This window comes from Pseudomonadota bacterium (genome assembly GCA_039024915.1).
Lineage (GTDB): Bacteria > Pseudomonadota > Alphaproteobacteria > Rhizobiales > MH13 > MH13.
On record JBCCPK010000005.1, the window covers coordinates 203333 to 227456 of the forward strand.

22 protein-coding genes are annotated in these 24124 nt (G+C 59.3%); 14 read left to right on the top strand and 8 right to left on the bottom strand.

Features of this window, described 5'->3' with window-relative positions:
- The first annotated feature begins 34 nt into the window (after window positions 1–34).
- From AAF739_11495 to AAF739_11505, 3 genes are read left to right on the top strand one after another with little or no spacing between them, the layout of a single operon-like run.
- Window positions 35–745: an LON peptidase substrate-binding domain-containing protein gene (locus AAF739_11495; GenBank protein MEM6383289.1), complete on the top strand. Its 711-nt coding sequence runs from the start codon at window positions 35–37 to the stop codon at window positions 743–745.
- A gap of 22 nt (window positions 746–767) precedes the next feature.
- Complete coding sequence (locus AAF739_11500; GenBank protein MEM6383290.1) at window positions 768–1007, top strand: Trm112 family protein; 240 nt, start codon at window positions 768–770, stop codon at window positions 1005–1007.
- 12 nt (window positions 1008–1019) lie between these two features.
- Entirely contained in the window at window positions 1020–1490 is a 471-nt protein-coding gene (locus AAF739_11505) for a GNAT family N-acetyltransferase (GenBank protein MEM6383291.1), read from the top strand.
- Window positions 1491–1524: 34 nt separating this feature from the next.
- Here AAF739_11505 and AAF739_11510 read toward each other — a convergent pair whose 3' ends face one another.
- On the bottom strand, window positions 1525–2769 hold the full coding sequence (locus AAF739_11510; protein ID MEM6383292.1) for a ubiquinone biosynthesis hydroxylase: 1245 nt from the start codon (window positions 2767–2769) through the stop codon (window positions 1525–1527).
- Between the two features lie 112 nt (window positions 2770–2881).
- Between AAF739_11510 and AAF739_11515 the strand changes: the two genes are divergently transcribed.
- The 7 genes from AAF739_11515 (at window position 2882) to AAF739_11545 (ending at window position 12394) form a co-directional block, all read left to right on the top strand.
- Entirely contained in the window at window positions 2882–3796 is a 915-nt protein-coding gene (locus tag AAF739_11515) for an acyl-CoA thioesterase domain-containing protein (protein ID MEM6383293.1), read from the top strand.
- Window positions 3797–4120: 324 nt separating this feature from the next.
- A complete protein-coding gene (locus tag AAF739_11520) occupies window positions 4121–4459 on the top strand; it encodes a P-II family nitrogen regulator (GenBank protein MEM6383294.1) in 339 nt (112 codons plus the stop codon).
- A 30-nt stretch (window positions 4460–4489) separates the two neighbouring features.
- Window positions 4490–5863: an ammonium transporter gene (locus AAF739_11525; GenBank protein ID MEM6383295.1), complete on the top strand. Its 1374-nt coding sequence runs from the start codon at window positions 4490–4492 to the stop codon at window positions 5861–5863.
- Window positions 5864–6172: 309 nt separating this feature from the next.
- Entirely contained in the window at window positions 6173–7429 is a 1257-nt protein-coding gene (locus tag AAF739_11530; GenBank protein ID MEM6383296.1) for an aminotransferase class I/II-fold pyridoxal phosphate-dependent enzyme, read from the top strand.
- An 11-nt stretch (window positions 7430–7440) separates the two neighbouring features.
- A complete protein-coding gene (locus AAF739_11535) occupies window positions 7441–10545 on the top strand; it encodes a DNA translocase FtsK 4TM domain-containing protein (protein ID MEM6383297.1) in 3105 nt (1034 codons plus the stop codon).
- Window positions 10546–10729: 184 nt separating this feature from the next.
- A complete protein-coding gene (locus tag AAF739_11540; protein ID MEM6383298.1) occupies window positions 10730–11428 on the top strand; it encodes an outer membrane lipoprotein carrier protein LolA in 699 nt (232 codons plus the stop codon).
- A gap of 144 nt (window positions 11429–11572) precedes the next feature.
- Entirely contained in the window at window positions 11573–12394 is an 822-nt protein-coding gene (locus AAF739_11545) for an exodeoxyribonuclease III (GenBank protein MEM6383299.1), read from the top strand.
- Between the two features lie 3 nt (window positions 12395–12397).
- On the opposite strand, the gene AAF739_11550 is transcribed toward AAF739_11545, so the two are convergent.
- Complete coding sequence (locus AAF739_11550; protein ID MEM6383300.1) at window positions 12398–12856, bottom strand: cyclic nucleotide-binding domain-containing protein; 459 nt, start codon at window positions 12854–12856, stop codon at window positions 12398–12400.
- Between the two features lie 105 nt (window positions 12857–12961).
- Entirely contained in the window at window positions 12962–13645 is a 684-nt protein-coding gene (locus tag AAF739_11555; GenBank protein ID MEM6383301.1) for a response regulator transcription factor, read from the bottom strand.
- 191 nt (window positions 13646–13836) lie between these two features.
- Between AAF739_11555 and AAF739_11560 the strand changes: the two genes are divergently transcribed.
- Entirely contained in the window at window positions 13837–14481 is a 645-nt protein-coding gene (locus AAF739_11560) for a L,D-transpeptidase family protein (GenBank protein ID MEM6383302.1), read from the top strand.
- Here the strand turns inward: AAF739_11560 and AAF739_11565 are convergent.
- Complete coding sequence (locus AAF739_11565) at window positions 14478–15182, bottom strand: YggS family pyridoxal phosphate-dependent enzyme (protein MEM6383303.1); 705 nt, start codon at window positions 15180–15182, stop codon at window positions 14478–14480. The genes AAF739_11560 and AAF739_11565 overlap by 4 nt on opposite strands.
- A gap of 169 nt (window positions 15183–15351) precedes the next feature.
- Here AAF739_11565 and leuS point away from each other — a divergent pair, with 169 nt between their 5' ends.
- From leuS to holA, 3 genes are read left to right on the top strand one after another with little or no spacing between them, the layout of a single operon-like run.
- Window positions 15352–17985 carry a leucine--tRNA ligase gene (gene leuS / locus AAF739_11570; protein MEM6383304.1) on the top strand — a complete coding sequence of 878 codons (2634 nt, stop codon included), beginning with the start codon at window positions 15352–15354 and terminating at the stop codon, window positions 17983–17985.
- Window positions 17986–18019: 34 nt separating this feature from the next.
- On the top strand, window positions 18020–18544 hold the full coding sequence (gene lptE, locus AAF739_11575; protein MEM6383305.1) for an LPS assembly lipoprotein LptE: 525 nt from the start codon (window positions 18020–18022) through the stop codon (window positions 18542–18544).
- Window position 18545: 1 nt separating this feature from the next.
- Entirely contained in the window at window positions 18546–19568 is a 1023-nt protein-coding gene (gene holA, locus AAF739_11580) for a DNA polymerase III subunit delta (protein ID MEM6383306.1), read from the top strand.
- A gap of 6 nt (window positions 19569–19574) precedes the next feature.
- Here holA and AAF739_11585 read toward each other — a convergent pair whose 3' ends face one another.
- From AAF739_11585 to mnmG, 4 genes are all read right to left on the bottom strand, one after another.
- A complete protein-coding gene (locus tag AAF739_11585) occupies window positions 19575–20471 on the bottom strand; it encodes a ParB/RepB/Spo0J family partition protein (protein ID MEM6383307.1) in 897 nt (298 codons plus the stop codon).
- 67 nt (window positions 20472–20538) lie between these two features.
- Window positions 20539–21387 carry a ParA family protein gene (locus tag AAF739_11590; GenBank protein MEM6383308.1) on the bottom strand — a complete coding sequence of 283 codons (849 nt, stop codon included), beginning with the start codon at window positions 21385–21387 and terminating at the stop codon, window positions 20539–20541.
- A 14-nt stretch (window positions 21388–21401) separates the two neighbouring features.
- Window positions 21402–22103, bottom strand: coding sequence for a 16S rRNA (guanine(527)-N(7))-methyltransferase RsmG (locus AAF739_11595; protein ID MEM6383309.1), 702 nt, complete (start codon window positions 22101–22103; stop codon window positions 21402–21404).
- Between the two features lie 54 nt (window positions 22104–22157).
- Window positions 22158–24035: a tRNA uridine-5-carboxymethylaminomethyl(34) synthesis enzyme MnmG gene (mnmG, locus tag AAF739_11600; GenBank protein ID MEM6383310.1), complete on the bottom strand. Its 1878-nt coding sequence runs from the start codon at window positions 24033–24035 to the stop codon at window positions 22158–22160.
- Between the last annotated feature and the right edge of the window lie 89 nt (window positions 24036–24124).

A 24124-nucleotide genomic window follows, 5' to 3' on the forward strand; every position in this document is an offset into this window, starting at 1 on the left:
ACGAGCACCTGCTCAGGCATAAGATGGGGTGAGTATGAGCCACGACAGCCTGTCGGACCGGACACCCTCCCATGGTGGAAAAACGGTGACGATCCCCTCAATCGTGCCGGTTTTTCCGCTGTCCTCGGCGCTGCTTCTACCGCGCGGACAGATGCCCCTGAACATCTTCGAGCCGCGCTATCTGGCGATGGTGGATTACGCGCTTGGCCACGAACGGCTCATCGGCATGGTGCAACCGAAGTTTCAGCGTGATGGTTCCCCCGTGATGGGCATAGACCCCGATACACCGCCCTTGTGCGAAGTCGGCTGCTTGGGACGCATTTCTGCTTTTCAGGAGACAGACGACGGCCGCTTTCTTTTGACGCTTACCGGCGTTTGCCGGTTTGAGATTGTCGAAGAGGAAACCGCCATCACGCCATTCCGGTTGTGCCGCATCGGCACGGATCGTTTTCAATGCGATTTCAAACATGGTGAGGGCGAGAAAATGGTGGATCGCGATACGCTGCTATCCACCTTCAAGGCTTACCTTGAAGCCAACGATCTGGAAGCTGACTGGTCAGGCGTCGAGCGGGCCAGCAACGAATCCCTCGTCAATGCGCTGTGCATGATGAGCCCCTACGGCCCGCCCGAAAAACAAGCTTTGCTTGAAGCGGAAAACCTCCAGGCGCGTGCCGATACCCTGATTGCCATAACCGAGCTATCGCTTGCCCGCGAAAGCCAGGATGACCGCACGACCTTGCAATAACGCCACTCTCTGACCGTACGCCATGGCCCAAACCGCCCCCGACAACCCCCAACGCTCGACCGTCGACCGCAAGCTTCTGGACATGCTTGTCTGTCCTGTGACGAAATCGGTTCTGCACTACGACCATGACAAGCAGGAGTTAATCTCCTACGCCGCCAAGGTGGCTTATCCGATCCGCGACTCGATCCCTATCATGCTGATCGAAGAAGCGCGGGAGCTGGACGACGCTGAGATTGCGAAGATGAAGGCCGGCAAGAAATAGGCACGCAACGCTATGCCGCCTACGATCAGCGCTTTCGACCCAAGACAAACAGATCAAGTCATCGCTGTGGCGTTACGCACATTGGCTCCTGTCTTCGAGACAATGCGGCCCAATGTGCTTCCGTACGTCTACGACGCCTTTTACCCGGAAGGTTGGCAGGAGCGACAGACACAGGACGTTCGCGACTTCCTTGGAGGCGCGAACAACCAGATTTTCGTCGCCATCGATAACGACCGAGTGGTCGGCTTTGTGGGTGCAGTCTTCCACCCTGATGACAGCATGGGCGAGATTACTATCGTCGCCGTTGATCCAGACCACCAACGCACCGGACTTGCGACCATGCTCATGGATGAAGCAAGCGCCGCAATGCGTGCCATGGGCGCGTCGATACTGATGGTGGAAACGGGAGGTGACCCCGGACACGCCGGAGCACGTGCCACCTATGAGCGCTTTGGTTTTGAGGGTTGGCCGGTCGCCCGGTAGTTCAAACCCCTCACCTGAAGAGGGCACGCGACCCCTACAATGCTTCGCCGCTCATCAGCCGCGGTCTGCCCGACGACATCCCGGCTGCTTCGTTGATGAAGTACCGCTTAAGCGGATCGATGCGGTCGACGACGCTTAAGCCAAACGAACGCAGCGCGCGCACCGGTACCATATCGTTCGAGAACAGACGGTTGAGCACATCGGTCACGACGCCCATCTGTGTGGTGTCGAAGCGCCGCCAGCGCTGGTAACGCTCAAGGACATCGACGCTGCCGATATCGAGACCGAGGCGGGCGGCGTCAACGACAGCTTCCGCCAGCGCTGCAACATCTTTAAGCCCCAGGTTCAGTCCCTGGCCCGCAATGGGGTGAATGCCATGGGCAGCGTCGCCCGCCAGCGCCAGACGCGGTGCGATAAACGAACGGACCAGTTTGAGGCCAAGGGGATAGGCAACGCGCCGGCTGTCGAGGGACAGGTCTCCGAAGACGGGGCCGAACCGACGTTCCAGTTCGATCATGAAAGTGAACTCGTCGCCTTGGACCAACGCGTCCGCAACGGCAGTCTTTTCCGTCCAAACGATTGACGAGCGGTTGCCGGGCAAGGGCAACGTCGCAAACGGCCCGGCCGGCAGAAAATGCTCATAAGCCACGCCATGATGATCGTGTTCATGTTTGACGGTGCAGACAATCCCCGACTGGCCATACATCCAGCCGACCGTATCGATCCCCGCCAAATCGCGCAGCCGGGAGCGAATTCCGTCGCAGGCGACCAGAAGCCGGGTCTTGATCGACGCGCCGTCTCCCAATTTCACATCGACATGGCCGGTGCGCGTGGTGAAGTCCTCAACCGTTTGCGGCGCTTCGAGGATCACCCCCTCCTCGGCCGCGCGCTTGCGCAATGAGGCGGTCATGGCGCCGTTAGGCACCATGTGCGCAAACGGTTCGCCTTCGCTCGTTTCCCCGTCAAAGGTCAGAAAAACGGGCCGTATGGGATCGCGCGTTTCTGAATCGGTGATCACCATTTCCGTGATCGGCTGAGCGTCGGCAGCCATGGCCTCCCATGCGCCCAGCGTCGTGAACATGCTGCGAGCGGCGCTGGCGATTGCCGATGCGCGGCCGTCCTTGTCGGCCTGCTGAGGCGGACGCAAGTCCACCACCATCACAGTGAGATCATGAGCACTGGCCTTGATCGCGAGGGCCAGTGTCAGACCGACATAGCCGCCACCTGCGATCAACACATCGACCGTATCAGGCCGCTTCGATTTTGGTTTTCGCGCCATCGCGCTTCGTCCTGCAATTGCTTTTAAAACATGTCCATGGTCACCATGGCCGACGATCACGCAAAACACCAGTTGGCATGCTGTCTCAGCACACCCTGACACCCGAACATCCATGAGCAAGCCGACCAAACCGGACAGCGCGGGACGCGCACTCTCCCGGGTTCTTGACATGCTCGACGTCAAGTTGGTGGGTAACGGCTGCTTTGAAGGATCATCTCCCCAAACGCCTTGGCGGCGCCTTTATGGCGGACAAGTGATCGGCCAGGCTTTGATGGCGGCGTGCAAACATGTCGGACAGATTGCTCCTGATCGTCTGCCGCATGCGCTACACCTGATCTTTTTGCGACCGGGCGACCCCAGGGAGACCGTACTCTACCAGATTGAAGTCCTTCGCGATGGCCGAGCCTTCACCGCTGCCGATGTGTTTGCCACGCAGGGCGATAAAGCAATTGCGAGAGCGACCGTGTCGTTCCACGCCGATGCCGATGCGGTGGTCGAGCACGATGATCTGGGCCCCATGCCGATGCCGCCTCAACCAGATGGATCTGAGCCGGACTTCCTCGATTTCGCGCCGCTTCCAATCCAGCGTTACTGGCGCGGCGCAAATGGGGACGCGCCGTCCCCTGTGACCATCATTCCCATCGACGCCACCCGGTATCAGCTTGGACGGCTACAACCGCCGCACCAAGCGTTTTGGATGCGGTCGTCGGCGCCCCTACCGGACAATCGGCCGGAACTGGCTGCGGCCCTGCTTGCCTATTTGTCAGACATGACATTGCTCGACACGGCCTTGGCGCCAACCGGGCAAACGATCTTCTCCGACGCCTATGCCGCCGCAAGCCTTGACCACAGTTTCTGGATGCATCGGGCAACTATCACCGACGATTGGTTTTTTTACCGTCAAGACAGCCCGATCGCTACCAAAGGGCGGGGATTTGCGCGCGGGAGCTTCTACAACCGGACCGGCAAACTCATCGCCTCAAGTGCCCAGGAAGGTGTCATTCGCGCCGCTCCCAGAGCTGATTAAAAATTGGGCAAACTAGCCCAATCGAAATTGCCTAATTAATAGGCATAAGTAAATTCCCGTTAGGTTTTTGCTCCGTTCCAGCGGTTTTGTAGCCGGCAAAACGCAACATTTATATTCTATATCAATAACTTATACGATATTGCGGAATCTGGCACGAAACTCGCAAGGATTGTGGCGCTTGTGCGGCAAGCCTGCCAGAAGGCCGGTTCGCAGCGCTATTGGCCTCGCCTAATCCAGTGGCGGAGCCGGGCAAACGCGACGGAAGCGGAGCCGAATCCGGATCGCTTTCACACAAACAACGATTAACAATAGGACGACACGCGTATGAAAATCGTCATGGCCATCATCAAGCCGTTCAAGCTCGACGAGGTCCGCGACGCTCTCACCGCCATCGGTGTGCAAGGGCTCACGGTTACCGAGGTAAAGGGCTATGGCCGGCAGAAAGGCCACACGGAAATCTATCGGGGGACTGAATATGCCGTCTCCTTCCTTCCGAAACTCAAGATCGAAGTGGCAGTTCCTGCTGACCTGATCGACAAGGTGGTCGAGGCGATCGCTTCCGCGGCCAAGACTGGCCAGATCGGCGACGGCAAGATCTTTGTCTACAATCTCGATCAAGCCATTCGCATCCGCACCGGCGAATCTGACGCCGCTGCACTCTAACCCCGCTTTTCCCTCATGAAAGGGTTCTTCATGTCCAAGCGTATTCTCAAGCTCGGGCTGGCCGCTTCCGCCGGCCTCCTAGCTCTCAGTGCGCCAGCACTGGCTCAGGACGCAGCCGAAGCCGTCGCCTCGTCCGAGGTCCCGGAATATTCGGTCTTCGTCTTCAACACGACGCTCTTTTTGATTGGTGGCTTCCTGGTGATGTGGATGGCTGCCGGCTTCTCGATGCTTGAAGCAGGCCTGGTGCGTTCAAAGAACGTATCCATGCAGTGCACCAAGAATATCGGCCTGTTTTCGATCGCGGCCGTCGCCTACTACCTGGTCGGTTACAACCTCATGTACCCGCTCGGCAGTTGGTCGATCGGGACCGATGACACCGGCGGCTATCTTGGCGCGTTCGGCGTCGCGGTCCTCGAGGCCGTTGGCGTGTCGGCAGATGCAGCCGACGATATTGGCTACGCATCCACCGGTTCAGACTTCTTCTTCCAGTTGATGTTCTGTGCGACCACCGCATCGATCGTTTCGGGCACCTTGGCAGAGCGCATCAAGCTGTGGCCGTTTCTGATCTTCGTTCTCATCCTGACCGCGCTGATCTACCCGATCCAGGCGTCCTGGAAATGGGGCGGCGGCTTCCTCGACAGCCAGCTTGGCTTTCTCGACTTCGCAGGCTCCACGGTCGTGCACTCGGTCGGCGGCTGGGCCGCTCTCACCGGTGCCATCATCCTTGGAGCGCGCACCGGAAAATACGGCGCTGGTGGCGAAATCCACCCAATGCCGGGGTCATCCATGCCGCTTGCCACGCTTGGTACGTTCATCCTGTGGCTGGGTTGGTTCGGCTTCAACGGCGGCTCGCAGCTTGCGCTGGGTTCGGTCGGTGACGCTGCCGATGTGTCGCGCATCTTCTCCAACACCAACACCGCTGCTGCGGGTGGCGCTATCGCAGCCCTGATCCTGACGCAGATCCTCTACAAGAAGGTCGATCTGACGATGGTTCTGAACGGCGCTTTGGCCGGCCTTGTGTCGATCACCGCCGAACCGCTAACGCCTGGTCTTGGTTCGGCAACGCTTATCGGTGCTGTAGGCGGCGTTATCGTCGTGTTGACTGTCCCGATGCTCGACAAGATGAAGATCGACGACGTTGTCGGCGCCATCCCCGTCCACCTGTTCGCAGGTATCTGGGGTACGATGGCGGTCCTTCTGACCAACTCGGACGCAACGTTCACTGGTCAGCTGTTCTCGATCCTGATCGTTGCTGCCTTTGTTATCGTGGCGTCAGGCATCGTCTGGTTCATCCTCAAGGCGACCATGGGTATCCGGGTATCCGAAGAGGAAGAAATGGTCGGTCTCGACAAAGCCGAAATCGGTGTCGAAGCTTACCCAGAGTTCGGAGCAGGCAAAGCCTGATCTCCAGCACAAAAACGAGGGCTGGCCGCCGGCCAGCCCTCAACCTTTCGCTATCTGATCGCCGCCAACACAAAACAACAACTCTCCCCAGCTTCATTTTGTGTTCGCCGCTACCGGGTTGCCTGAAACCTGAAGTGCTTTCTCCCGAGCGGTCCGTGGACCGCATCTCTGGGCCCGAAGTTTCCCGCTTCGGGCCCTTTTTTCGCTCAAGCGGAGACGACCGGGTTCTTCTGTTTAGGGCGGCTTAACCAACCTCTGGCACACACTGGTCACCATGTATTGCGTAACCGGCCAGTGTGACGGGCGGCCATGACGACGATCTCTCATCCCGATCTGGTCCGTTTTGTCTATGAAACAGGCTCGCCCTTCCGGCGGCTCGAAGCGTTGCTATCGGATATCGAGCCGGCGCAAGGGCTCCCCCCGATTACGATGACGGTTGGCGCTCCGCGCCACGCGCCCCCCCTCGGTCTGACCGACGCTGTCGTCTCCAGCATGTCAGGATTTGGCCAGTATCCTGCAATCACCGGCACCGATGCCCACCGCGGGGCGATCGGGCATTGGATCAATCGCCGATATGGCCTTGATCCCAAGTCGATGGAGCATGGCTACGCGATCCTTCCCCTCAATGGCTCCCGTGAAGGCCTCGTCCTCGCCGCGCGCTGCGCCCGCGATCGATCGGACAAGCGGAAGGATGGCGGGCGGCGTGTTGGCGAACGACCAGTCATCGTCATGCAAAACCCATTCTACCAGGCTTATGTGGCCGGAGCGCTCGCGGCCGATTGCGAGGTCGTGCTGCTTGATGAGCACGACCTGACGGGTGCATCGCTTGATATATCGGTATGGTCACGCACGGTCGCTGCTTACATCGCCTCTCCCACCAATCCCCAGGGGGCAGTCCTAAGCGTAGAGGACTGGCAGGCATGGATCGAGCGCGCTCGAGAGCATGACTTTATGCTGTTTGCCGACGAGTGCTACTCCGAGATTTATCGCTTCAGCCCACCACCGGGAGCCCTCGAAGCGGCAGCGCAAACGACCGGTGGCTTTGGCCATGTGGTGGCGTTCAACTCGTTGTCAAAACGCTCAAATCTACCCGGACTACGATCTGGTTTTGTCGCCGGCGATCCGGCGTTCCTTGCAGATTTCATGAAGCTTCGAAACATGGGCGGTCCGCAGGTTCCTCTGCCGGTTCAGGCCGCTTCCAACCTCGCATGGGCAGATGAAGCCCACGTCAAGGAGAGCCGTGCCCTCTACACGGAGAAATGGGCACTGGTTGATGCAAAGCTCGGCCAATGGCTCAGCGAAGCGACACCGCCCGCAGGCTTCTTTCTTTGGCTCAAATTACCCGAAGGCGTCTCTGACATTGACGCTGCCAAGACCCTTTGGCGCACCTACGCGCTGCGCACGATTCCGGGCTCTTTCATGGCCTATCCCACCGATGAAGGACCGACAGCCGCCGATAGGTTGCGCCTGGCACTCGTCGATGATGAGCCCACAACCCTTGAGGCGTTGGATCGCCTCAGCCGCTTTTTTGACACCGTCGCACCTGTCAAGGCGATGGCAGACTGAGGACCAAGGCTATGCGTACCGACGCCTTCGACACACCGCTTCTCGATAGCAGCTCATGGAGAACCCTGGCGCGTCGCCATACCGGGACGCTCGGCGGCTTGGGGCTGTTGGCCTTTGCGGCCCTCGCCATTGCTGCGCTGGCCACCTGGTCGGTCAATGACCCCAGTCTCAGCCACGCCACATCTGCACCGGTCACCAATATGCTTGGCGCCGGTGGCGCTATCTTCGCTGATCTTGTCATGCAAATCCTTGGACTTGGCGGCGTGCTCGCCCTGGTACCCATCGCTCTTTGGGCCTGGCATTTAATCAGCGAAGGAGCACTCGACAGAAAGTCCCATCGCGGCCTGCACGCCTTAGTTCTCACTGTCGCCGGTTGCGCGGCCTTGGCCGCTTTGCCGCTGATGAGCGGCTGGCCCTTACCGATCGGTTTGGGCGGCTTAGTCGGCGATGTGTTGATTGCGCTGCCGAAAGCTCTCTTACCCATCCCTTATCTACCGCAGCTTTTGGTTGCTGCGGTCGCAGTGCCTATAGCGCTTATCGCTTTGAGCCGTGCAACCTATCGGCCGGTCGTACAAGCGCCAGCCCGTCCATCCGATCTGCAGATCAAGCCCAAACGCATCCACCGTGCGAACGGTGAGAGCTTTGATACCGACCATGATGACAGCGCCTGGGATGACGACCGATACGAAGGCGTTGGCCCAGACGAGCTCGCCATTGATGAGTATGACGAAGGGAGCCGGTCCCGCATCGGCATCGCCATGGGATATATGGCGCATATTGGCTACGCCGGTGTCTCCCTGGTTAAGCGATGGATGCCTGGCCGCCGATACCCGCGGATTAAACCCGACCTGACCGAACTGAATGCAAATCTGCGCGCTGCAGGTGAGCCCGAGGCGGTTATGCCCCGCGCCGATCTACCGGTCCAAATGATGGCGCCAACGGACCGTGCACATCCGTCGACCCCGGCCCGCCAGCCGCACGTCGCACCCTCGCAAAGCCAGGTCGCGCGGCACGATATTGGAACGATGGCAGACGACCCTCTCCTTTATGCCTTCGATGAAGACGGGCCAATCGAGGGGGGCTGGGCAGACCCGACTGCAACCGATCGACCCAACCCAAACCCACGTCGGCCAGCGCGAATGCCGTCTCCGCGTCCGCAGCCAGCGGCTGTCGCCTATGCCCCCGCTCAGGCGCCTGCGCGCATGCCGCGACCGATCGTTGAACCGCACGCAGAAGCCGTTCAGGAGCCCGAACCCTCACCCGAGCCGGCGGCATACGTCCATTCAGCGGATCATGCCACCGCCGAGGACTGGGACAGATTTGAACCCGCGCCGCCGCACGAGGCCGTCGTGCCGCCAGAGTTCGCGGAGAACCCTGCGCTACCGCTGGTCCACGAAAATCCAGCAGCCTATGTCGAGGCTCCGGTCGCGACCGCAGCGCGCACGCAAGCTGCAAGTGTTAACCGCCCGAGCCGCGGCCCCGCCGCGCAAAGACAAACGGTTCCAGTGGCCGATATCGTTCGACCCAAGAAAGGCAAGCGTGCCGCGCGCGAGGCGCAGCCATCGCTGCTGGGGGAGGGCGAGTTTGAACTGCCCCCCTTGCACCTTTTGTCCGACGCACCACGCGGTCAGGGCAATGCCCTTGCACCGCAAGCCCTCGAGCGCAACGCAGGTCTTCTGGAAGGCGTTCTTGAAGACTTCCGGGTAACCGGGGAGATCGTGAACGTGTGCCCTGGCCCGGTCGTGACGCTTTACGAGTTCGAACCCGCACCGGGTATCAAAAGCGCCCGCGTCATAGGCCTGGCGGATGACATTGCACGGTCCATGAGCGCCATTTCGGCGCGCGTTGCCGTCATACCCGGACGCAATGCAATCGGCATCGAGCTTCCCAATTCCAGCCGCGAAACGGTCTACCTTTCCGAGATACTCGGCTCACAGAACTTCGAGAAAGCCAAAGGCAACTTGCCCCTGACGCTCGGCAAGACCATCGGCGGCGAACCGGTTATCGCCGACCTGGCGCGTATGCCCCATCTGCTGGTGGCCGGTACAACGGGTTCAGGTAAGTCGGTTGCGATCAACACGATGATCCTGTCGATCCTCTACCGCTGGACGCCGCAGGAGTGCCGCCTGATCCTGATCGATCCCAAGATGCTGGAGCTGTCCGTCTATGACGGCATTCCGCATCTGCTGACCCCTGTCGTGACCGACCCGAACAAGGCGGTGGTCGCGCTCAAATGGGCGGTGCGCGAAATGGAAGACCGCTACCGCAAGATGTCCAAGCTTGGCGTGCGCAACATTGACGGCTTCAACAGCCGCATCAGGGAAGCCGAACGCAAAGGCGAGGTCATCAGCCGGACTGTGCAGACGGGCTTCGATCAAGGGACCGGCGAGCCGGTCTATGAGCGGGAAGAACTGTCTTACGAATCGATGCCGATGCTGGTTATCGTCGTCGACGAGATGGCGGACCTGATGATGGTCGCTGGCAAGGACATCGAGGGCGCCATTCAGCGCCTTGCGCAGATGGCGCGCGCGGCCGGAATCCACATCATCATGGCCACGCAGCGGCCGTCGGTCGATGTCATCACCGGCACGATCAAGGCCAACTTCCCGACACGTTGCTCGTTCCAGGTGACCTCGAAAATCGACTCGCGCACCATCCTCGGTGAACAGGGCGCCGAACAGCTCCTCGGCCAGGGCGACATGCTGTTCATGGCCGGTGGCGGACGCATCCAACGCGTCCACGGTCCATTCGTATCGGACGAAGAGGTCGAGGCCGTTGTCGACCATCTCAAGGCCCAAGGCGTACCGGAGTATCTGCACGACATCACCGAAGAAGCCGACGATGATGATGGCGATGAAGGAGGCGATCCGACGTCGAAAAGCATCGCGCGGCTTTCCAAATCCGATGACCCGTATGAGCAGGCGATCGCCATCGTTATGCGCGATAAGAAAGCATCCACCAGCTATGTCCAGCGGCGACTGGGGATCGGCTACAACCGAGCAGCGTCGATCATCGAGCGCATGGAAAAGGAGGGGCTTATCGGTCCCGCCAACCACGCCGGCAAGCGCGAAGTTCTCATGGATTTGGGGGACGATGATGCCGGGTTCGGAGATTGAGTCGCGCCTTACGGCGCGCTGATCACCGCGAAACCTGCAACGCCGCACAGAACAGCGAGAGCAATCGTGCATGATGAGATGAACGTGACAGTCAGGGTCGCTTAAGATTTGGTTTGCCATAAAGGGGTCGAAGTGATTCGCTTCATGGCATCGAACCGCGACACCCAGACAAGGGATTGACCCCGTGTTACCATTCTCGCTTGTGCCCCGCGCCATCTCCAAAACGGTCCGAAACCTCGCCACCGCAACGTTGCTTGGTGCCGCTGGCTTTGCTGGCTTTATGGTCCTCCATACGCCTGGCACACTCACCCCAGCGCACGCGATCAATTCCGTACCGGCGCAGCTGACCCAGGATGATTGGGCGGACGTCACAAAGCTTTCCGACCACATCAATGCGCTGGAGACGATGCAGGGGCGGTTCATCCAGGTAGGCCCGGACGGCAGCCGTACCGAGGGATACTTCGTGCTGCACCGGCCAGGGCGTCTGCTGTTCCGCTATCTGCCGCCCTCAAAGCTGGAGATCGTATCCGATGGCCGCGGGCTTGTGGTTCGCGATGCATCGGTTGGAACCCATGATCTGTATCCGATCTCCCAGACCCCCTTGAGGTTTCTTCTTGAAGACCGCGTTGATCTCGTCGGCGATGGCAACGTCCTCAACGTTGAGCAGGGCGAAGATCAGACGGTTGTGATGATGCAGGACGAGACGCCCATTGGTCGCGGTCAGATCGCAATCACCATGACCAATGAGCCGGTTGCAATCCAGCAATGGACCGTGACCGATCCCCAAGGTCTGGAGACCACTGTTGCCTTATTTGAGGTTGAATATGGCAGGCCGACAGACCCGAACTGGTTCTTTATCGACCACATCAATCGCGGACAGTAGCATTTAAGGCTCAGCGCCAGGGCGGGACGACATCAGCGGCCCGGGTGACGAGTGGCGCATTACATCCCGCGCATCGCCTTTCGCGACGACCCGGAATGTGCCGATGCGCTTGCGGCTCGAAGCGACGCTGGTTAAGGCTCCAACATGAGCCAAACATCCTTTCGACTTGCCACCTGGAATATCAATTCCGTCCGCCTACGGATCGACCAGGTCGTCCGATTTCTCAAGCAGCACAAACCTGACATCCTGTGCCTGCAGGAGACCAAATGCCTTGATGATCAATTTCCCCTCAAGGCACTGCGCACGGCCGGTTACGGATTCCATGCTCTGCATGGCCAAAAAGCCTACCATGGCGCGGCGATAATTGCGCGACTTGAACTGCAGAACATTGAAAAAATTGACTTCTGTAACGTTGGAGATGCGCGGCATGTGGCGGCGACGGTCCCGTTGGAAAAACCCATTGGCCAGCACACAAAGGTTCGGGTTCATTCGGTCTATGTGCCCGCTGGTGGTGACGAGCCGGATCCGAAAGCAAACCCGAAGTTTGATCACAAACTGCGCTTTGTCGCCGAGATGCAGGATCGATTAGTCCCTGATGCAGCCCTGCCCACGATCGTTGCGGGTGATCTGAATATCGCGCCCTACGAACACGATGTATGGAGCCACCGCCAATTGCTCAAAGTGGTCAGCCATACACCTGTCGAGACGGAGCTGTTTGAGAAAACGCGCGATGCGTTGGGCTACAGCGACACGATGCGCAAGCATCTGCCGCTGGATGAAAAGCTCTACAGCTGGTGGAGCTACCGGGCGCGCGATTGGGAGACGTCCAACAGGGGGCGTCGGCTTGACCATGTGTGGACCTGTCCGCGCTTGTCATCTCACTCCGTCGGCTTTGAGGTCTTCAAACAGGCCCGCGGTTGGGAGAAAGCATCCGACCACGCGCCCGTCATCGTCGACTACGGCTGAAGATCAGTCGGCCATCTTGCGCACTGATCGCGCTGCACGTTCGGTCAGATCATTGAGCTCGGCAGACAGTTGTGCATGAAGCTGGCCTGCCAAGTCTGGAAACTCGGTCAGAACGCGCCGGAAAAGCGTCCGCCGGATAAGCAGAGCTTCGACCGAGGTGTCCGCAATCGCCGAATGGCTACGGACGCTACGGGCCAATAACGCCCGCTGCCCGAACAAGGTCCCCGTCGAGTAGACGTCCCCGCTTTCATCGTCGGATCCATCACGCGTTGCCGGGATCCTGACTTGGCCGTGCAACACAACCATCCCGCCATCGGCTGACTCACCCTGACGAAAGATGGCCTGTCCCGTGCGGTACCGCCGGTTCTCCCCGCCAAAGGCAAGCAGTCTCAAATGCTCGTCGCCAAAGCCTGACAGGAACGGTACCTGCCGCAAGACGCGGATGTCACTCTCAAGGCTCATGAACGATTAGGGCGTTATTGCTGGCTGGGGCGGAAGGCGGGCTTAGACAAGAGTTCGGTGACGCCGAGCCTTCCTTGGCACAAGGCGCTACCATATCACCGCCCGTTAGGACACCAGCTTGTAGCCGCCCGCTTCGGTCACCAGTAAATCAGCACGAGCGGGATCTGACTCGATTTTCTGCCGAAGACGGTAAATGTGGGTTTCTAGGGTGTGGGTCGTGACGGCGGCGTTGTAGCCCCAGACCTCAGAGAGCAACGTATCGCGCGGAACGGGCTTACCCCCTGCACGGTGCAGAAACTTCAAAATTGACGTCTCTTTCTCCGTTAGGCGGACCTTTTTGCCGTCGCCTGTTTGCATGAGCTTGGCTGCAGGCTTGAACGTAAAGCGGCCAACCTGGAATACCGCGTCCTCGCTCTGCTCGAATTGGCGGAGCTGTGCACGGATACGTGCCAGCAACACCGCAAAGCGAAAGGGCTTGGTGACGTAATCATTGGCGCCTGCTTCCAAACCAAGAATGGTATCAGAGTCCGTGTCGTGGCCGGTCAACATGATGACCGGAGCCTTGAAATCGTTCTTGCGCAGCAGACGCACAGCCTCGCGACCATCAAGATCTGGAAGCCCGACATCCATGATGACCAAATCGATTTCATTGGCACGCGCGTATGCGATCCCCGCTTGAGCGGTATCGCAATGGTGCGTGGAAAACTCATCATACAGGTCGAACTGCTCCTGCAGCGCGCCCGCAAGCTCAACATCATCATCGACAAGCAAGAGCATTCTTCGGCTCATAAACTCCCCCAATTTGTTGGGCTGCTTCGCTCGTGGCAGCTGCCGTCTTCAATTGCACATGTAGGGCATGGATTAGGCCAGTTGCAAGCGGTGCCCGCCAGACAGCTCTTAGATCAAATAACCCCGATTCCGCGGGATTGGCTGCCATCATCTCTCGACAAGAAGCTTCGGCTTTGTACACGGTCCATTTTATGACTGTGCATCCCAACCAAGACAAAAAGAGGTGGCAGCGCCCGACACGTGGCGTTGTGGGCACGCTTACGCGCCGATCACGGCGACACGTCGAGGCCCAAAATAGACGACGCGCAGGAACCGCATGGGTAAGGCGATCGCCACGAAACGGCGCGCATGACCAGCACCTCGGCGTTTTGTGCCTGGCGGGGCGCGTTTTCCCCTGCGCGCTAGGGCGGGGCGGCGTCAGCAGCCGCAAGCGAGAGGGCGATGGTGCAACGCCGCGGGCGGCGATGCGCGTTCTGACGCGCTACGCGCGGCCTGACCGGACGTGGCAACGTCCCGCTAGTTGGACGCCCATCCGTTCGACCATGGGATGGTGCGACGCACCGTTCACCGCCAACTACAATCGCCCCATCAACTTGCCCTGGCACGGGTCACACGAGGTGCTGTTACGACACGATGCTCTGTACGACCGAATTATCGTTCTCGACTGGAACATCACATGCCGGGTCCACGGGCGCGGCTCCGCAATCTTCTTCCACCAAGCACGGGTCACCGGCGCCAAACTGCAGCCCACAGAGGGCTGCATCGCCCTACCCCCACAAACCATGCGCAAGCTTGTGCCGATCCTGGAGCGGCTCGAAAGGTTGGTAGTAGTCTAACCAGCAGGCTTGTAAGGCGGCCGGTCACCGAAAATCGCGCTTCCCAGCCGCACGTGTGTGGCACCATGGGCAATGGCGACCGTGAAATCTCCGCTCATGCCCATCGATCGGATTGGAAGCCCGCTTTCCTCGGCGAGCCTCGCGAGCAGATCGAAGTGGTTCGCGGGATCCTCAGCAGCGGGCGGGATGCACATCAAACCATCGACCGCGAGACCATGATCCAGCTTGCAGCGCTCGACAAATCTGGTCGCCTCATCTGGTGAGACACCGGCCTTTTGTGGCTCGTCTCCGGTGTTGACCTGCACAAGGCACGGCAGTTGCCGGCCTTGTTTGTGCATCTCGTTGGAAAGAGCACCAGCGATCTTTTCACGATCCACCGTTTCTATGCGGTCGAACAGTGCCACTGCGTCGCGCGCTTTATTCGATTGAAGCGGACCGATCAGATGCAGCGTGACCTGTTCGCCATTATAGGCAGACAAACGCTCGCGCAGCTGCGGCCACTTGCCAGCCGCCTCCTGAACACGGTTCTCACCAAAAACCCGCTGGCCTCCGTCGATCACCGGCCAGATCGCCTCTGGCCCAAACACCTTCGATACTGCAACCAGCTCCACCGCCTGGGGCTGACGCCCGGCATCGCGCGCGGCCTGCGCAATCGTCGATCTAAGGTTCTTCCAACGTTCAACAGATGCACTGACGTTCAATCGATTAGCTCCCTGAAGTCCGCTGCGGCGTGACGTTTGTTGGCCCTTGCAACACCGCAGACCGGTTGACCGGTTCCTTGCTTTCTGGTGAAGGTCCGGCCCATCCCCAAAACAGCTCGGCACTCGTTCATCAGTCCGGGCGATGTGCGTCTCTAGCAAGGTCTGCCCTGTGACACAGCCCGCATCTTCTCACGCTCCGCAAGCATCGGATGCACCGGAGCGTTATAACCCTCAAGTTGCGGAACCGAAATGGCGCGCGGTTTGGGATGAGGCCCGGGTCTTCGAGACCAAGGATGATGACCCTCGGCCGAAATATTACGTGCTTGAGATGTTCCCCTATCCATCGGGCCGAATTCATATGGGCCACGTCCGCAATTACGCCATGGGTGATGTAGTCGCGCGCTACAAACGCGCTCGGGGTTTCAACGTTCTGCATCCCATGGGGTGGGATGCCTTTGGGATGCCCGCAGAAAACGCCGCAATGCAGAACAAGGTCCATCCAAAGGACTGGACCTACTCCAACATCGAACACATGCGCGGTCAGCTGAAGGTTATGGGACTGTCGCTCGACTGGAGCCGGGAGTTCGCGACCTGTGATGTTGACTATTACACGCAGCAGCAGGCCTTGTTCCTCGACTTCCTCGAAGCAGGGCTGGCGACACGTAAGACGAGCCGGGTGAACTGGGATCCGGTGGACAACACGGTCCTTGCAAACGAGCAGGTCATCGATGGCCGTGGCTGGCGTTCAGGCGCGCCCGTCGAGCAGCGAGAGCTGACCCAGTGGTTCTTCAAGATCACCGACTTCTCAGACGATCTTCTGGACGCGATTGAGGGGCTCGAGCAATGGCCGGACAAGGTACGGACGATGCAGGCCAATTGGATCGGAAAGAGCCGCGGCCTGCGCATGGCCTTTGGTTTGACGCACCCTGCGGGCGAACACGCAGATATAGAGGTTTTCACGACACGCCCGGATACGCTCATGGGCGCAAGTTTCATCGGGCTATCGCCAGATCATCCGGTCACAAAAACACTGATGGCCGACAACCACGCTCTCGCCGAGTTCGTTGCTGAGTGCCACCGGTTGGGCACCTCAGAGGCCGATCTCGAGAAAGCCGACAAAATGGGCTTCGACACGGGCTTGCGCGTGAAGCATCCGCTCGACTCTGATTGGGAGCTGCCGGTCTGGGTCGCGAACTTCATCCTGATGGACTACGGGACGGGGGCTATCTTCGCGTGCCCGGCGCACGACCAGCGTGACCTTGATTTCGCACGGAAGTACGATCTGCCAGTCATCGACACCTTCGTCTCGCTGGACGACCCCCAACCGGTCCAGTCGGACGCCTTCGTCCCCGCCAAGTCAGAAAAAGTGAAGTGGGTCAATCACTTCACAGATATCGATGAGGCCACGGGAGATGAGGCGGTCGCTACAACGATCAGCTTTGCCGAGCAACAGGGTTGGGGCAAAGGCGTTACACAATACCGGCTACGCGATTGGGGTATCTCACGTCAGCGCTATTGGGGCTGTCCGATCCCGGTCATCCATTGCGATACCTGCGGTGTCGTACCAGTTCCAAAGTCCGACCTTCCGGTCCAGTTGCCCGATGATGTCACGTTCAACAAGCCGGGCAATCCGCTCGATCATCACCCGGGATGGAAGCAGGTTCCATGCCCCAAGTGTGGGGAGGCGGCGAGACGCGAGACCGACACGATGGACACCTTTGTCGATTCATCTTGGTATTTCGCCCGCTTCACGACACCGCGCTCCAACACGCCCACAGTGCCGGACATCACGAACGATTGGTTGCCGGTTGACCAGTACATCGGAGGCGTTGAGCACGCGATCTTGCATCTTCTGTACTCGCGCTTCTTCGCACGGGCGATGATGAAGACCGGTCACCTGTCGATGAAAGAGCCATTCAAGGGTCTGTTCACCCAGGGCATGGTGACCCATGAGACCTACAAAGGAGTGGACGGGCGCTGGCTATTCCCCGAAGAGGTCGTCGTCGAGGGCGACAGCGCGCGCCACGTTGAAACCGGCGAAGAGGTCAGCATTGGCGGCATCGAGTCGATGTCAAAGTCAAAGAAGAATGTCGTCGATCCAACGACGATCATCGAGACCTACGGCGCCGACACAGCGCGTTGGTTCATGCTGTCGGATACGCCACCGGAGCGCGATATCGAGTGGACCGACGCTGGTGCTGAAGGCGCGTTCAGGCACGTTCAGCGGGTTTGGAGACTTGTCCAGGAGGTCGTCTCCAAGACCGATGAGGCGGCCTTTTCGGAGAAGCCTTCAACGTTCAGCGACGCGGCACTCTCCCTCCGGAAGACGTCCCACCGTATGCTCCACGCCGTGGCAGACGACATTGAAAAGCTCGCTTTCAATCGAGCTGTTGCGCGGATCTATGATTGCACCAACGCTCTCGCAAAGGCCGTCTCATCCCTTAAAGGCGCGCCTGACGAAGCGTTCGCCATGCGTGAGAGTGCGCGCTTTCTGGTTGAAGCGATGCAACCGATGACACCGCATCTTTCCGAGGCATGTTGGTCGGTTCTAGGCGGTGAAGGCTTGCTGGCAACAAAGAGTTGGAGTGACGTTGAGATGTCCCTTTTGCAGGACGACACTCTCACATTGCCGGTACAAATCAATGGCAAGAAGCGCTCGGACCTTGCCATTGGCCGCGATGCGGACAAAGCTACGATTGAGCGCGCGGCTTTGGCGGACGAGACTGTTCAAAGGTTTTTGGACGGCGCCACGCCCAAGCGCATTATCGTGGTGCCCAACAGGATCGTGAACATCGTTGTCTGATCAGTCCTCTTTTCGGCAGCTGCATCGGGGCAGCATGAAGCCGTCACGGCGTACGGTTCTGCATGCTGTTGCGTCGGCAGCTGCTACCGTCGTCTTGGCTGGTTGTCAGGTAAGGCCGCTGTATGATCGGCAAGCAACGCTTGGGGCACCGGAGATCCCAACGGCACTCGCTCAGATTGCTATCGACCCACCCGCGGACCGCACCACGCAACTCGTACGCAACGAGCTTGTTTTTGGCCTCGGGATTGGTGGCGAAACGCTTGATCCGGTCTACCGGCTGGCCTTGCGCGCGGAAAGCGTTGTTCGGTCTTTGGCCGTCCAGGGGACGGGCACCGCAATCGCACGGAGCGTTGCTGTCACAGCTGAATATCAGTTGATCCCGCTGGGGGAACGCGATGTCTTGGCGACAAATGCGGTCACCGCGACGGCGTCCTTCGATGTGGCGGAACAACGTTTTTCCAACCAACGAGCCGAGCGAGACGCGGTGGAGCGCGCTGCGCGCGAGGTCGCGCAAATTATCCAAGCGCAGCTTTCCGTCGCGTTGGCCGGATTGAGCTGAGATGGTCGCACTCAAGGGTGCAGCCATCGATCGGTTTATAAAGCGGCCTGACCCGCAAACTCCCATCGTTTTGGTCTTCGGACCAGACCAAGGGGGTGTGCAAGCGCGCACAAGGGCTTTGGCCGCGGCCCTTGCCGGTGATGACACAATGGCACGCATCGACCTGGATGCTGCGTCACTTTCCGATAACCCCGCACTTTTAGCCGAGGAAGCCGATAGCGTTTCCATGTTCGGATCGTCCAAGGTCATCATCGTGCGGCTCGATGATCCCAAACCGCTCGCGGCCACGGTTGCGTCCCTGTTGGAAACGCCTCCCACCGCCGCCTCCATCATCATCGCCGCCGGTGATCTAAAGAAATCGCATCCAGTTCGGAAGCGAATCGAAAGCAGCCCGGCGGGAGTTGGCGTACCCTGCTATGCCCCCGAGCAAAGGGATCTGGCGCGTGTGCTGGAGGACGCGTCCAGACGCTTTGCCGTTGTGATCGCACCTGACGTCCAAAAAGCAATTCTGGGACTGTTGGGCTCCGATTATGCCCTCGCTGTTGGCGAGATAGAGAAACTGTGCCTTGCCTGTCACCACACAGGACGCGTTGACCTTGAGGCCGTTGAGGCATTGCTGACCGACAGCGTACAAACGGGCCTTTTTGATGTTTCCGATAAAGCCTTTGCGGGCGATGCCGCATCCGCGCTTCGGGCACTTGAACATGTCATCGTCGAAGGACAGGAGCCGTCCGTAGTTGGGCAGATTTTGTATCGGCAGGGGCTACTTCTTGAGACATTACGCGCGCAAGTCGACAGCGGGAGTAACACTGAAGCGGCAATACGCGCGATGAGGCCGCCGATTTACTTCAAACGCCAACCGCTGATCGCTCGTGCAGTCTCGCTTTGGTCGGCACGACGCTTACGGGTCTGCATCGCAAACCTCGACGAAGAAATTCTTCACGTAAGGCTCGACCGCGACCTTGCGGCTACGCGCCTTGAGAGGCTGGTCTTGCGCGTTGCGTCCATGGCAACCGCCGCCTGAGGCCAATCAGTCTATGGCACCCATTGCCCGAAGAAGGCCGTCCAGCTCATCGAGGCTTCGATAGGAGATCTGCAAAGAGCCCGATCCATTTGGGCGCGCCTTAAGTTTAACCTGCAGACCCAGGCGTTCGCCCAGGCGTTCCTCGATGGCCCGTGTATCGGCCGTTTCCATCGCCGTTTTCGAACCACCAGCGCCGGAAACCGGCCGCTGAGAAGCATCTGCTACCGCCGCTCCCGCCTGCACCATCTTCTCCAGCTCGCGAACGGACAGACCGTCACTGATAACCTGGCGGGCCAGATCAGGCGCATCATCGCGGTCGATCAGTTGCCGCGCGTGCCCAGCCGACAGCCTGCCGTTCGATACAAAACCCAACACGTCTTTCGGGAGTTTCAGCAGGCGCAAGGTATTGGCGATATGACTGCGGCTTTTCCCAATGACGTCGGCAAGCGCCTTTTGCGTGTAGTCAAACTTGTCGATCAGCTGTTGGTAGCCTTCAGCTTCTTCGACCGCGTTGAGGTCTGCACGCTGGACATTCTCAATGATTGCGATTTCGAGCGACTCGCGCTCATCAACGTCGCGCACAACAACAGGAACCGTATCGAGGCCCGCCTGCTGCGCAGCGCGCCAGCGGCGCTCACCAGCGATCAACTCATACGAGCCCTCGCCCAATGTGCGCACCAGCAATGGCTGGATAATCCCCTTTTCGCGAACCGATGCCGTCAGCTCTTTAAGGTCTTCGACCTCAAAGGTTTGCCGGGGATTGCCCGGGTTTGGCGCAATCTGATCGATGGGCAACAGGCGCGGTGGCCGCACACGATCCACCGCCAGGCTCTCAGGCACCGTTTCACCCATAAGAGCGGCAAGTCCACGGCCCAGACGGCGTTTGCCGATATCATCAGACATTTAGCTCGCTCCGTTATCGTTTCAGGTTCGAATCGATCATGCTTTTTCAGTCCGCCGGACATCCAAATCAGGCGGCCTGCGCCCGCAACTGCCGCTCACGCTCGATGATCTCTTGGGCAAGACGAATGTAAGCCTGGCTGCCAGCGCACTTGAAGTCATACAGGATCGCTGGACGGCCATAGCTTGGAGCTTCTGACAAGCGAACATTCCTCGGGATGACTGTGCTGTAGACCGAGTCGCCCATAACCTCTCTGACGTCCGCAGCGACTTGGCTGGCGAGGTTGTTGCGGGCATCATACATCGTCAGCGCGATCCCATGGATTGATAACAAGGGGTTCAACGATGCTCGAACCTGCTCGATGGTCTTAAGCAGTTGAGACAGACCCTCCAGCGCAAAAAACTCACACTGCAAAGGGACAAGCACTGCGTGTGACGCAGCCATCGCGTTGACCGTGAGCAAGTTGAGTGAAGGTGGGCAGTCTATGAGGATGTAAGACAGGCGATCGCCCGAAGGGTCTCGACGTATGGCATCGCGATATCGGTCGAGCGCCGCGCTCAGCTTGACTGCGCGCTTTGGATCTGTGGCCAGGGCCATTTCCAGGCTGGCCAGGTCAACCGTCGACGGTATGACGGACAGATTTGGGACCAGCGTTTGATGTGCGGCTTCATCGAGGGTGGCCTCACCAGTCAAAAACTCATAGCTGGTGACTGTCCGGGCATCAGCGCCAATTCCAAGGCCTGTTGAGGCGTTACCTTGCGAGTCGAGGTCAATAATCGCGACTTTCTCGCCAATGGCGGCCAATGCGGTGCCAAGGTTGATGGTTGTGGTGGTCTTGCCGACACCACCCTTTTGGTTGGCGACAGCAATAACCCTCGGGATAGAGCCAAGCGATGGTCTGTCTGCGCTAACGGTCATAAGAGATGCATCATTCAGGTGTGGGTGCCGCAGCTTGAAATCTGGAGAATCGCGCTTTCGGGATCAATCTGACTGGGATGCTCTACCACGCGATACCCATCGCGCTCAGGCCATTCTTGCAGTTCCCGGTTTCTCTCAACACCTTTGTGAAAAAAACCGGTGGCCCCAAGCTGCAACCAGGGTTGGGCAAGAGAAACCAGTTTTGGCAATGGCGCAAGCGCTCGACCGGTCACAAACTCGACCGCCTCCACATTGGCGGCTTCGATACGTTGCTGCTGCGTTGTCACCGGGACGGATGTTTCACGTGAAACAGTTCTCAGGAAAGCCACCTTACGTTGGTTCGCCTCGATGAGCGTCATATCATAGCGCTTGGCGGGCGCACGATCTGCTGTTGCGAGACACAATACCATTCCCGGCAGTCCAGCACCACTTCCCAGGTCAACACCAGACGGTTGAGGATCCGGGGCTCGACCCGTCACAGCTTCGCTCGTAGGTCCGCACGCAGCATCGATCAGCGGGATAAGCTGCAGCGAATCACCGATATGGCGCAGCCAGACGCTCTCCAGCGTCGATGCACTAACGAGGTTTTTTGCTGCTTGCCACCGCTCCAGCAGGCTGACGTACTGCGCTAGACGATGCTTAGCTTCCAGGCTGAGCACTATGCCTAAGCGCCGCAACACCGCTTCGATCGCTGCGGCGTCGGTTTCGTTATCCATGAAAGCCGCGCAAACCTCTGCAGACAAAATCGGCCCGGCGATTGTTGACGGCGATCAAGCCGCGCGCCGCGCTTTGTGGACGTGTGAAAGAATCAAGGCAACAGCACTCGGCGTCATACCTTCAATGCGCCGTAACTCGCCAACCGTTTTGGGCGCGGCAGCCGCAATCTTCTCGCTCAGTTCGTTCGACAATCCGGGCATCCCACTAACTCTGAGACTGGAAGGCAGCCTGACATTCTCTTCCTGACGAAGCGTTTGAACCTCCGCCTCTTGTCGATCGACATAAGTGGCGTAGTGCGCATCGAGGGCCACCTGTTTCAATGCCCAGGCCGGGTACGTGTTGAGATCAGGCCACACTCTGACAACGCCCTCCAAGCCCACATCCGAAATGCCCAACAGATCGAAGGCGGACCTCCGCTGCCCGTCCTGCTTTGCTTTCAGCCCGGCGAGCTGGAGTTCGTGCGGCGTAGCGGAACGCTGCATCAACGCCTCACGGGCTCGACCCAGCGCGTCCATTTTGAGTTGATGACTGGCCATCCGCGTGTGGCCAATAAGCCCAAAAGCCGCGGCCCAATCGGTCAGCCGTTGGTCGGCATTATCTGCGCGGAGACGTAAGCGATACTCAGCGCGCGACGTGAACATCCGGTAGGGTTCGGTTACACCGCGGGTGACAAGATCATCAATCATCACGCCAATGTAACTCGTATCGCGACCGAATCGAACGCCGTCCGAACCGCCTGAAGCCCAGCGGGCTGCATTCAGCCCAGCAACAACACCTTGAGCACCCGCTTCTTCGTACCCAGTCGTGCCATTGATCTGACCGGCACAGAATAGGCCCTCAAGCTTCCGACAACCCAGAGTGCTATCCAGCTCGCGCGGATCAATGTAGTCGTATTCGATGGCATACCCCGCCTGGCGAATCACCGCGCGCTCGAGCCCAGGAATAGACCGCACCATCGCTGTCTGCACGTCCTTGGGCAGGCTATTTGAAAGGCCATTGGGATAAATAAGATCCGATCCGAGACCTTCCGGTTCAAGGAAAATCTGATGGCTCTCCTTGTCGGCAAAGCGCGTAACCTTATCTTCGACGGATGGGCAGTATCGTGGACCGCGGCTCCCGATACGGCCGGAATACATCGCCGACTTATCGAGGTTCTCGCGAAGCACCTCATGTGTTTTCTCGCAGGTACGAACGATGCCGCACGCAATTTGAGGCGTATCAATGAACGCTGTAAGGGTTGAAAACGGAATTGGGTCCGTGTCACCAGGCTGCATATCAACGCCTGACCAATCAATCGTTCGTCCGTCCAGCCTCGGAGGCGTACCAGTCTTCAGCCGACCCAAGCGCAAGCCCAGCGCACGCAAGCGGCTCGCCAGCTTCTCGGCCGCCCGCTCCCCCTGGCGCCCGGCGGACCAACTTTCCAGTCCGAGATGAATCCGGGCGCCCAGAAAGGTACCTGTCGTCAGAACCACGGCCCTCGTAGACACGCGCTCGCCGGATGCCAGCTCCACTCCAGCAACGCGACCCGCTCGGTCAACCAGAAGATCAACGACTTCCCCCGAGATAATAGACAGCCCCTCGGTGGATGCAAATTCAAGCTGCATAGCCTCACGATACAAAGTTCGATCTGCCTGGGCGCGCGGCCCTTGAACCGCAGGGCCCTTGCGGCGATTGAGAACCCTGAACTGGATGCCTGCGCGGTCAGCTATCCGACCCATCAGCCCATCGAGCGCATCAATCTCGCGAACGAGGTGCCCCTTGCCGAGGCCACCGATTGCTGGATTGCAGCTCATCACTCCAATGCTTTGTGGATCAAGCGTACACAAGGCGGTCTCGGCACCCATCCGAGCAGCCGCAGCCGCAGCTTCACAGCCCGCATGGCCACCGCCAATAACAACGACATCAAACGTTCGCTCTGTCACGCTAATCATCTCGATCTCGTTTCACACGACCAGGATCAGCACTGCCAAGTCGCAGCTGTTTTGGCAAGACGCTCCCGTGGCGTCGGCCTGCGACCGAG

Coding starts and splice junctions, on each gene's coding strand:
- AAF739_11495 (MEM6383289.1), top strand. CDS start 35: ATGAGCCACGACAGCCTGTCGGACCGGACACCCTCCCATGGTGGAAAA.
- AAF739_11500 (MEM6383290.1), top strand. CDS start 768: ATGGCCCAAACCGCCCCCGACAACCCCCAACGCTCGACCGTCGACCGC.
- AAF739_11505 (MEM6383291.1), top strand. CDS start 1,020: ATGCCGCCTACGATCAGCGCTTTCGACCCAAGACAAACAGATCAAGTC.
- AAF739_11510 (MEM6383292.1), bottom strand. CDS start 2,769: ATGGCGCGAAAACCAAAATCGAAGCGGCCTGATACGGTCGATGTGTTG.
- AAF739_11515 (MEM6383293.1), top strand. CDS start 2,882: ATGAGCAAGCCGACCAAACCGGACAGCGCGGGACGCGCACTCTCCCGG.
- AAF739_11520 (MEM6383294.1), top strand. CDS start 4,121: ATGAAAATCGTCATGGCCATCATCAAGCCGTTCAAGCTCGACGAGGTC.
- AAF739_11525 (MEM6383295.1), top strand. CDS start 4,490: ATGTCCAAGCGTATTCTCAAGCTCGGGCTGGCCGCTTCCGCCGGCCTC.
- AAF739_11530 (MEM6383296.1), top strand. CDS start 6,173: ATGACGACGATCTCTCATCCCGATCTGGTCCGTTTTGTCTATGAAACA.
- AAF739_11535 (MEM6383297.1), top strand. CDS start 7,441: ATGCGTACCGACGCCTTCGACACACCGCTTCTCGATAGCAGCTCATGG.
- AAF739_11545 (MEM6383299.1), top strand. CDS start 11,573: ATGAGCCAAACATCCTTTCGACTTGCCACCTGGAATATCAATTCCGTC.
- AAF739_11550 (MEM6383300.1), bottom strand. CDS start 12,856: ATGAGCCTTGAGAGTGACATCCGCGTCTTGCGGCAGGTACCGTTCCTG.
- AAF739_11555 (MEM6383301.1), bottom strand. CDS start 13,645: ATGAGCCGAAGAATGCTCTTGCTTGTCGATGATGATGTTGAGCTTGCG.
- AAF739_11560 (MEM6383302.1), top strand. CDS start 13,837: ATGACTGTGCATCCCAACCAAGACAAAAAGAGGTGGCAGCGCCCGACA.
- lptE (MEM6383305.1), top strand. CDS start 18,020: ATGAAGCCGTCACGGCGTACGGTTCTGCATGCTGTTGCGTCGGCAGCT.
- holA (MEM6383306.1), top strand. CDS start 18,546: ATGGTCGCACTCAAGGGTGCAGCCATCGATCGGTTTATAAAGCGGCCT.
- AAF739_11585 (MEM6383307.1), bottom strand. CDS start 20,471: ATGTCTGATGATATCGGCAAACGCCGTCTGGGCCGTGGACTTGCCGCT.
- AAF739_11590 (MEM6383308.1), bottom strand. CDS start 21,387: ATGACCGTTAGCGCAGACAGACCATCGCTTGGCTCTATCCCGAGGGTT.
- AAF739_11595 (MEM6383309.1), bottom strand. CDS start 22,103: ATGGATAACGAAACCGACGCCGCAGCGATCGAAGCGGTGTTGCGGCGC.
- mnmG (MEM6383310.1), bottom strand. CDS start 24,035: ATGATTAGCGTGACAGAGCGAACGTTTGATGTCGTTGTTATTGGCGGT.